The sequence below is a fragment of the Streptomyces sp. NPDC029526 genome (assembly GCF_040637405.1).
Taxonomy (GTDB): Bacteria; Actinomycetota; Actinomycetes; order Streptomycetales; family Streptomycetaceae; genus Streptomyces.
Map to the genome: position 1 here is coordinate 20,786 of NZ_JBEZWE010000029.1, position 7,715 is coordinate 28,500.

7 protein-coding genes and 1 pseudogene are annotated in these 7,715 nt (G+C 74.1%); 6 read left to right on the forward strand and 2 right to left on the reverse strand.

Features of this window, described 5'->3' with window-relative positions; genetic code table 11:
• Positions 1 to 13: 13 nt before the first annotated feature.
• Positions 14 to 1,138 (forward strand): DNA integrity scanning diadenylate cyclase DisA, encoded by a 1,125-nt coding sequence (disA, locus tag AB0F01_RS30230; RefSeq protein ID WP_362102332.1) that lies wholly within the window; start codon positions 14 to 16, stop codon positions 1,136 to 1,138.
• 350 nt (positions 1,139 to 1,488) lie between these two features.
• Here disA and AB0F01_RS30235 read toward each other — a convergent pair whose 3' ends face one another.
• Positions 1,489 to 2,319 (reverse strand): hypothetical protein, encoded by an 831-nt coding sequence (locus tag AB0F01_RS30235; protein WP_362102335.1) that lies wholly within the window; start codon positions 2,317 to 2,319, stop codon positions 1,489 to 1,491.
• 243 nt (positions 2,320 to 2,562) lie between these two features.
• Here AB0F01_RS30235 and AB0F01_RS30240 point away from each other — a divergent pair, with 243 nt between their 5' ends.
• The 5 genes from AB0F01_RS30240 (at position 2,563) to cseC (ending at position 7,527) form a co-directional block, all read left to right on the forward strand.
• Positions 2,563 to 3,498, forward strand: a complete 936-nt coding sequence (locus AB0F01_RS30240) for an A/G-specific adenine glycosylase (protein WP_362102338.1) — start codon at positions 2,563 to 2,565, stop codon at positions 3,496 to 3,498.
• A 627-nt stretch (positions 3,499 to 4,125) separates the two neighbouring features.
• Positions 4,126 to 4,665 (forward strand): SigE family RNA polymerase sigma factor, encoded by a 540-nt coding sequence (locus AB0F01_RS30245; RefSeq protein WP_362102341.1) that lies wholly within the window; start codon positions 4,126 to 4,128, stop codon positions 4,663 to 4,665.
• Complete coding sequence (locus AB0F01_RS30250; protein WP_362102344.1) at positions 4,653 to 5,303, forward strand: hypothetical protein; 651 nt, start codon at positions 4,653 to 4,655, stop codon at positions 5,301 to 5,303. The genes AB0F01_RS30245 and AB0F01_RS30250 overlap by 13 nt, the downstream gene beginning before the upstream one ends.
• Positions 5,304 to 5,437: 134 nt before the next feature.
• The gene (gene cseB / locus AB0F01_RS30255; protein WP_362102347.1) at positions 5,438 to 6,130 is read left to right on the forward strand and encodes a two-component system response regulator CseB; all 693 of its coding nucleotides are present in this window, start codon (positions 5,438 to 5,440) and stop codon (positions 6,128 to 6,130) included.
• A gap of 8 nt (positions 6,131 to 6,138) precedes the next feature.
• Positions 6,139 to 7,527 (forward strand): two-component system sensor histidine kinase CseC, encoded by a 1,389-nt coding sequence (gene cseC, locus AB0F01_RS30260; RefSeq protein WP_362102350.1) that lies wholly within the window; start codon positions 6,139 to 6,141, stop codon positions 7,525 to 7,527.
• 84 nt (positions 7,528 to 7,611) lie between these two features.
• Here cseC and AB0F01_RS30265 read toward each other — a convergent pair.
• A pseudogene (locus AB0F01_RS30265) lies at positions 7,612 to 7,715 on the reverse strand (M23 family peptidase); the annotation flags it as partial.

Genomic DNA, 7,715 nt, shown 5'->3' on the forward strand with positions numbered 1-7,715 from the left:
CCGGAGGAGTGCAGTGGCAGCCAACGACCGGGCAGCAGCTCCCGGAAAGTCCGGTGGGAGTGCCGGTTCGGAGGGCCTGATGCGCGCCTCACTGAGCGCCGTGGCACCCGGCACCGCCCTGCGGGACGGACTGGAGCGCGTGCTCCGCGGCAACACCGGCGGGCTCATCGTGCTCGGCTCGGACAAGACCGTCGAGACGCTGTGCAGCGGCGGCTTCGTCCTGGACGTCGAGTTCACGGCGACGCGCCTGCGGGAGCTGTGCAAGCTGGACGGCGGCATCGTGCTGTCGTCCGACCTGACGAAGATCCTGCGGGCCGGCGTCCAGCTGGTGCCGGACCCCACGATCCCGACGGAGGAGACCGGCACCCGGCACCGCACCGCCGACCGGGTCTCCAAGCAGGTCGGCTTCCCCGTGGTCTCCGTGTCGCAGTCGATGCGGCTGATCGCCCTCTACGTCGACGGCCACCGCCGGGTGCTGGAGGACTCCGCGGCGATCCTGTCCCGCGCCAACCAGGCCCTGGCCACCCTGGAGCGGTACAAGCTCCGCCTCGACGAGGTCGCGGGCACGCTCTCCGCGCTGGAGATCGAGGACCTGGTGACCGTGCGGGACGTCTCGGCGGTCGCGCAGCGACTGGAGATGGTGCGCCGCATCGCCACCGAAATCGCCGAATACGTGGTCGAACTGGGCACCGACGGCCGTCTCCTCGCCCTTCAGCTCGACGAGTTGATCGCGGGTGTGGAGCCGGAACGCGAACTGGTTGTGCGGGACTACGTCCCCGAGCCCACCGCCAAGCGCTCCCGCACCGTGGACGAGGCCCTGCACGAGCTCAACGTGCTCACGCACGCCGAGTTGCTGGAGCTGTCGACCGTGGCCCGCGCCCTCGGCTACACGGGCTCCCCCGAGACGCTGGACTCGGCGGTGTCCCCGCGCGGCTTCCGTCTGCTGGCCAAGGTGCCCCGGCTGCCCGGCGCCATCATCGACCGCCTGGTGGAGCACTTCGGCGGCCTGCAGAAGCTGCTCGCCGCCAGCGTGGACGACCTGCAGACGGTGGACGGCGTCGGCGAGGCCCGCGCCCGCAGCGTCCGTGAGGGCCTGTCGCGCCTGGCCGAGAGCTCGATCCTCGAACGGTACGTCTGACAGCCGACGGGACACGGACACCCCGGGATCCGGGCGGCGCCGTCACCGCCCTGTGCCGGGCATCACCCTGTGCCGGGCATCACCGTGTTTCGGCCACCACGTCGCCGGCCACACCGGCCGGGCACCCCGTCCACCCGGCCGCCATCGGCACCCGGCCGCCACCGCCGACGGGGCCGTGTCCTCCGCCCGGCCGCCCCGCCGGCCGACCGCGTTCGTCGGCTGGCCCGTCACCCCGGCCGGGACCGGCCACCGCGCACCGCACCCCGTCACGGGCACCCGCGGTCGGCCGCCGACCGGCCCGCGCGCCCCGTGGCCCCCTGGCCCCGTGACCCCGTGGCCCCGGCAAGGGCTCAGTCGCGTTCCAGCACGAACGACGTCTGCACCTTGGCGAAGCCCGGTGCCTTCGCCTCCACCAGGTACGTGCCCGCCTTCGCCGAACCGGCCGGCGGCGTGGCGCACTCGGCGGCGCTCGGCTTGCGGTCCCACGTCACCTTGTAGGTGATGCTGTCGCCGGCCGGCACCCGGAACAACAGGCTCCGGGCGCCCTCGGGGCAGTGGTCCGACACCCAGTAGGCGTCGTCCTCGTCGGCCTGAGTCACCGTCAACACGGCGTTCTCCGGGCCGAGATCGACCTTGCAGTCCTTGCCGGAGACGTTGCGCGCGGTCAGCAGGAACGTCGGCCTCTGCCCCGGCTCGTAGGTGTTGCGGGCGCTGCGCAGGCTGAACTTCACCGCGCTCGCGGTGCAGTCGGGCAGGCCCGCCCCGCCTCCGGCCGGCAGCGCGTCACCCGCGCCCACCCCGGCGGACGTCCCGCCCCCCGAGCCGCCGCCCGCGTCGCCCCCGGCACCGCCGTCCGACGTACCGCCGTCCCCCGGGTCGCCGTTGGCTCCGTCGTCGCCCGAACCGGACGACGCGCCACCGGAGTTCTCGTCACCGGTCTCGTCCCGGCCGCCCGGCGCCTGACTGATCGCCGGCCCCGAACTCGACGGTCCCGGCGTGATGGAGGGCGCCGGGTTCTTGCCGTTGGCACCGTTGTCGTGGCCGTTGCCGCCCCCGCCGCCCGTCGTGACCACCCAGGTGATCAACAACGCCAACAAGGCCAGTACGGACAGCAGTACGGCCCTCCGTCGCCAGTAGATGGAGGAGGGAAGCGGCCCGACCGGATTGCGCAAAGATCCCACGGCGCAAACCATACGAGAGATCGGCGCGTTCACCGGTCCCACCCGCCGCTCGGAGCGACAACTTTTCCGGATCATCATCCTGGAAACCACCTCGTCAGCCCCGCCTTCGCCCCACCGCGACCGGCCCGGTCACGCAGGGCGACCGATCCCGCGAAGCCCTCACCCAGCGTGAGGGGGGTCGCCCGGTCACCACCGTGGCGGTCCACCCGGAGGCGGGGCCCGCCGTGGCAGGATCGAAGGGCCATGACTGCTCCCACGAAGCCCCCGCACGGCGGCACCGCCGATCCCGCGTCCGAGCGCGCTCCCGGAGAGCCGCTGCACTCCCCCGTCATCGACTGGTTCGACGAGCACGCCCGCGACCTGCCCTGGCGCCGCCCCGAGGCCGGCGCCTGGGGAGTGATGGTCAGTGAGTTCATGCTCCAGCAGACCCCGGTGAACCGGGTCCTGCCCGTCTACGAGCAGTGGCTGGCCCGCTGGCCGCGCCCTGCCGACCTCGCCGCGGAGGCCCCGGGCGAGGCCGTCCGCGCCTGGGGCCGGCTCGGCTACCCGCGCCGCGCCCTGCGCCTGCACGGCGCCGCCGTCGCCATAACCGAACGGCACGGCGGCGACGTACCGGCCGACCACGCCCAGCTGCTGGCCCTGCCCGGCATCGGCGAGTACACCGCCGCCGCCGTCGCGTCGTTCGCCTACGGGCAGCGGCACGCGGTGCTGGACACCAACGTCCGCCGGGTCTTCGCCCGCGCGGTGACCGGTGTGCAGTACCCGCCGAACGCCACGACCGCCGCCGAACGCCGGCTCGCCCGCGAGCTGCTGCCCGAGGACGAGACCACCGCCGCGCGGTGGGCCGCCGCCTCCATGGAGCTGGGCGCGCTGGTGTGCACCGCGAAGAACGAGTCGTGCCACCGTTGTCCGATCGCCGCGCTCTGCGCCTGGCGGCTGGCGGGCAAGCCGGCGCACGAGGGTCCGCCGCGCCGCGGGCAGACGTACGCGGGCACGGACCGGCAGGTCCGCGGCCGACTGCTCGCGGTCCTGCGGGAGGCGCACGCCCCCGTGCCCCAGGCGGCCCTCGACCGCGTCTGGCACGAACCGGTGCAGCGCGCCCGCGCCCTCGACGGTCTCGTCGCCGACGGCCTGGTGGAACCCCTGCCGGGCGGCCTGTACCGCCTCCCCCTCACCTGACCCGACCGACCGACCCGGTCCGGAAGGCGCGCGGTGGGGCGCGCGGTGGGGCGCGTGACGCCCGCACGCGCCCCCGCACGATGACGGCACTCCCCCGACGGCGGCGCACCACCGATCACCTCGCACCACCGCGCACCCCGCACATCGGCATCCGGCACCCCCGACCCCGCACCACCCCCAGGCACCGCCGCCACCGCGCGCACCCCGGTCGAGCGACCCTGCCGAGCGCACCGGCGCCGTGTCCCCGCCCCACCCGACCTCGCCGGCCCCTCACCCCGCATCCCTTCAGGCCTTCCCCCCTTCCCCCTTCACCCTCCCAGCCCGGCCTCCCCCCTTCCCCCGCTCCACCGTCACCCCTCCCGCCGCTCCGCCCAGACCCGCAACAGGCACCCGGGCGGACACATACGGCCGAACCGACCCGTACCCCACATCCGCTTCGCCCGGTTTCGCCGTCCGTTACACAACCGACGGACAGCCGAGGGCTGTCCGCAGGCTGCTCCGCACAGTGCCGTGACACCGCGTCCGTACGTTCGTTCGCGTGGTCCACCAGGACACGACGACGGACCACGGGCAGTGAGGCCGGCGCGCACGGGGCGCGCCGGGACGGGGAAGCGGAGGCGGTTCACCATGGCGCACGGAGAGGTGCTCGAGTTCGAGGAGTACGTCCGTACCCGGCAGGACGCGCTGCTGCGCAGCGCCCGTCGGCTGGTGCCGGACCCGGTGGACGCCCAGGACCTGCTGCAGACCGCCCTCGCCCGGACGTACGGCCGCTGGGACGGCATCGCCGACAAGCGGCTGGCCGACGCCTACCTGCGCCGCGTCATGATCAACACCAGGACCGAGTGGTGGCGCGCCCGCCGGCTGGAGGAGGTGCCGACCGATCAGCTCCCGGACTCCGGCGTCGACGACGCCACCGAGCAGCACGCCGACCGCGCTCTGCTGATGGACGTCATGAGGATCCTCGCCCCCAAACAGCGCAGTGTGGTGGTGCTGCGACACTGGGAGCAGATGTCCACGGAGGAGACGGCCGCCGCCCTCGGCATGTCGGCCGGAACGGTCAAGAGCACGCTGCACCGGGCGCTGGCCCGGCTCCGTGAGGAGCTGGAGTCACGCGATCTGGACGCACGCGCGCTGGAGCGTGAGGAGCGGGAGCGTTGCGCGGCCTGACCGGTGCGGGGCCGAGAACGGCCCGGACCACCCGGGCGGCGGGCACGACGACGGTCGTGGTCGCCGCCCTCGCCCTTGGTGCGGCCGGGTGCGGCACCGGCGGCACCGGTGCCCGCGACGAGGGCCCGGCGAGCGGGTACACGACCGTGTCGCCGACCGCCGAGCTGCCCGCCCGGGCGCCGGAGGACCGGGTCGACCCGGTGCGGCTGGTGCAGGACGACCCGAAGGTCTCCGCGGAGGTCAAGCGGGAACTGAAGCCGTGCGTCGCCGACGAGTACCCCGTCGACGTGAGTTACGGACGCCTGACCGGCGGCAGCGCCGACGACATCGTCGTCAACGTGCTGACGTGCGGGGACGCGGTGGGGGTCGGCTCGTACGTGTACCGGGAGGAGGACGGTTCCGGCTCGTACCGGAACGTCTTCGCGGCCGAGGAGCCGCCGGTGTACGCGGAGCTGGACCGCGGGGACCTGGTGGTGACCAACCAGGTGTACGACCCGGGCGACCCGGTGTCGAGCCCGTCCGGCGAGAACGTGATCACCTACCGCTGGTCCGGGGACCGGTTCGTCGAGGAGTTCCGCACGCACAACGACTACGGCCGGGTGGCCGGCGGGGAGCCGACACCGGTGCCCGAGGAGTGAGACGCGGCTCACGGGAGTGAACCGCGGGACCGTCGCAGCCGATGTATGGGTGAACCAGGAACGCGGTCCGCGCGTCAGCCCAGGGGGACCCGCGCGCACCGACCCGCCACCACACGAGAGCTGAGAGAACCGGGATGGCAGACCAGACCCACGTGCTCTTCGTCGAGGACGACGACGTCATCCGCGAAGCCACCCAGCTCGCTCTGGAGCGGGACGGCTTCGCGGTCACCGCGATGCCCGACGGGCTGTCCGGCCTGGAGGCGTTCCGGGCCGACCGGCCCGACATCGCGCTCCTCGACGTCATGCTGCCCGGCCTCGACGGGGTCAGCCTGTGCCGGCGCATCCGGGACGAGTCGATGGTGCCGGTGATCATGGTGTCGGCGCGGGCCGACGCCATCGACGTGGTGCTGGGGCTGGAGGCGGGCGCCGACGACTACGTGACCAAGCCGTTCGACGGTGCCGTGCTGGTCGCCCGGATCCGCGCGGTGCTGCGCCGCTTCGACCGGGCCGGCGGCCGCGAGGAGACGGAGTCCGCCGACGGCGGTGTGCTGGCCTTCGGCGAACTGGAGATCGACACGGAGGGCATGGAGGTGCGCAGGGCCGGGGACCCGGTGGCGCTGACGCCGACCGAGATGCGGCTGCTGCTGGAGTTCTCCTCGGCGCCGGGCACCGTGCTCTCCCGCGACAAGCTGCTGGAACGCGTGTGGGAGTACGGCTGGGGCGGCGACACCCGGGTCGTGGACGTGCACGTGCAGCGGCTGCGGACGAAGATCGGTCAGGACCGGATCGAGACGGTCCGCGGCTTCGGCTACAAGTTGAAGGCCTGAGCGGGGACATGCGGCGGTACTTCCGGCGGCCGACGGCCGCGTTGCGGGACCGGGCGGCCCTCCGGACGGGTCTGCGCTGGAAGCTCAGCGCGGCGATCGCGCTGGTCGGGGCGCTGGTCGCGGTCGTACTGAGCCTGGTGGTGCACAACGCCGCCCGGGTGTCGATGCTCGACAACGCCCGCGACCTGGCCGACGAGCGGATCACCGTGGCGCAGCGCAACTACGAGCTGTCCGGGCGGCTGAACTTCCCCAACACCCGGATCGACGACCCGGACCTGCCGCAGGAGCTGCGGCAGAAGGTGGCGGAGGGCCGGCGGGCCACCTACGTCGCCAACCGGCCTGACGGCACGCCGGACATCTGGGCGGCCGTGCCGCTGAAGAACGGCCAGGTGATGTCCCTGCACTCGGGGTTCACCGACCGCAGTTCGGACATCCTCAAGGACCTCGACCAGGCCCTGCTGATCGGCTCCATCGCGGTCGTCCTGGGCGGGAGCGCGCTCGGTGTGCTCATCGGGGGCCAGCTGTCGCGCCGGCTGCGCAAGGCTGCCGCCGCGGCCCACCGGGTGGCCACCGGCGAGACGGACGTACGGGTGCGCAAGGCCATCGGCGGGGTCGTGCGGGACGAGACCGACGACCTGGCCAGTGCCGTGGACGCCATGGCGGACGCGCTGCGGCAGCGGCTGGAGGCCGAGCGCCGGGTCACCGCCGACATCGCGCACGAGCTGCGCACTCCGGTGACCGGGCTGCTGACCGCGGCGGAGCTGCTGCCCCCGGGCCGGCCCACGGAGCTGGTGCTGGACCGGGCCAAGGCGATGCGCACCCTGGTGGAGGACGTCCTGGAGGTGGCGCGGCTGGACGGCGCCTCGGAGCGGGCGGAGCTGCAGGACGTCATGCTGGGCGAGTTCGTCGCCCGGCGGGTGGCGGCCAAGGACCCGGACGTCACCGTGCGGGTGGTGCACGAGTCGGAGGTCACCACCGACCCGCGCCGCCTGGAGCGGGTGCTGTTCAACCTGCTGGCGAACGCGGCCCGGCACGGCAGGCCGCCGATCGAGGTCACCGTGGAGGGCCGGGTGGTCCGGGTCCGCGACCACGGGCCGGGCTTCCCGGAGCACCTGCTCGCCGAGGGACCGAGCCGCTTCCGCACCGGCAGCAAGGACCGGGCGGGCCGGGGACACGGCCTGGGGCTGACCATCGCGGCCGGCCAGGCCCGAGTGCTGGGCGCCCGGCTGACCTTCCGCAACGTCCGCCCGGCGGGGGCCGGGGACGGTGTGCCGGCGGAGGGAGCGGTGGGTGTGCTGTGGCTTCCGGAGCACGCCCCGACCTCCACGGGCAGCCATCCGCTGTTGCCGGACAGGGACCGCGCGCCGTCGGCGGCCCGCCCGGCCCTCCCGGGGTAGCCGGAGGGCCGCTCCGCGGGGACGGCCCGGGGCCGTCCGCCGGGCTCCCGGGCCGTCCCCGCGGAGCGGGTGCGGCTCACCGGGTCAGAACTTGACGCCCTTGGCGCGCAGGAACTTGACGGGGTCGACGGCGGAGCCGTAGTTCGGGGTGGTGCGGATCTCGAAGTGCAGGTGGGGGCCGCTGGAGT

Coding starts and splice junctions, on each gene's coding strand:
- AB0F01_RS30240 (WP_362102338.1), top strand. CDS start 2,563: ATGACTGCTCCCACGAAGCCCCCGCACGGCGGCACCGCCGATCCCGCG.
- cseC (WP_362102350.1), top strand. CDS start 6,139: ATGCGGCGGTACTTCCGGCGGCCGACGGCCGCGTTGCGGGACCGGGCG.
- cseB (WP_362102347.1), top strand. CDS start 5,438: ATGGCAGACCAGACCCACGTGCTCTTCGTCGAGGACGACGACGTCATC.
- AB0F01_RS30245 (WP_362102341.1), top strand. CDS start 4,126: ATGGCGCACGGAGAGGTGCTCGAGTTCGAGGAGTACGTCCGTACCCGG.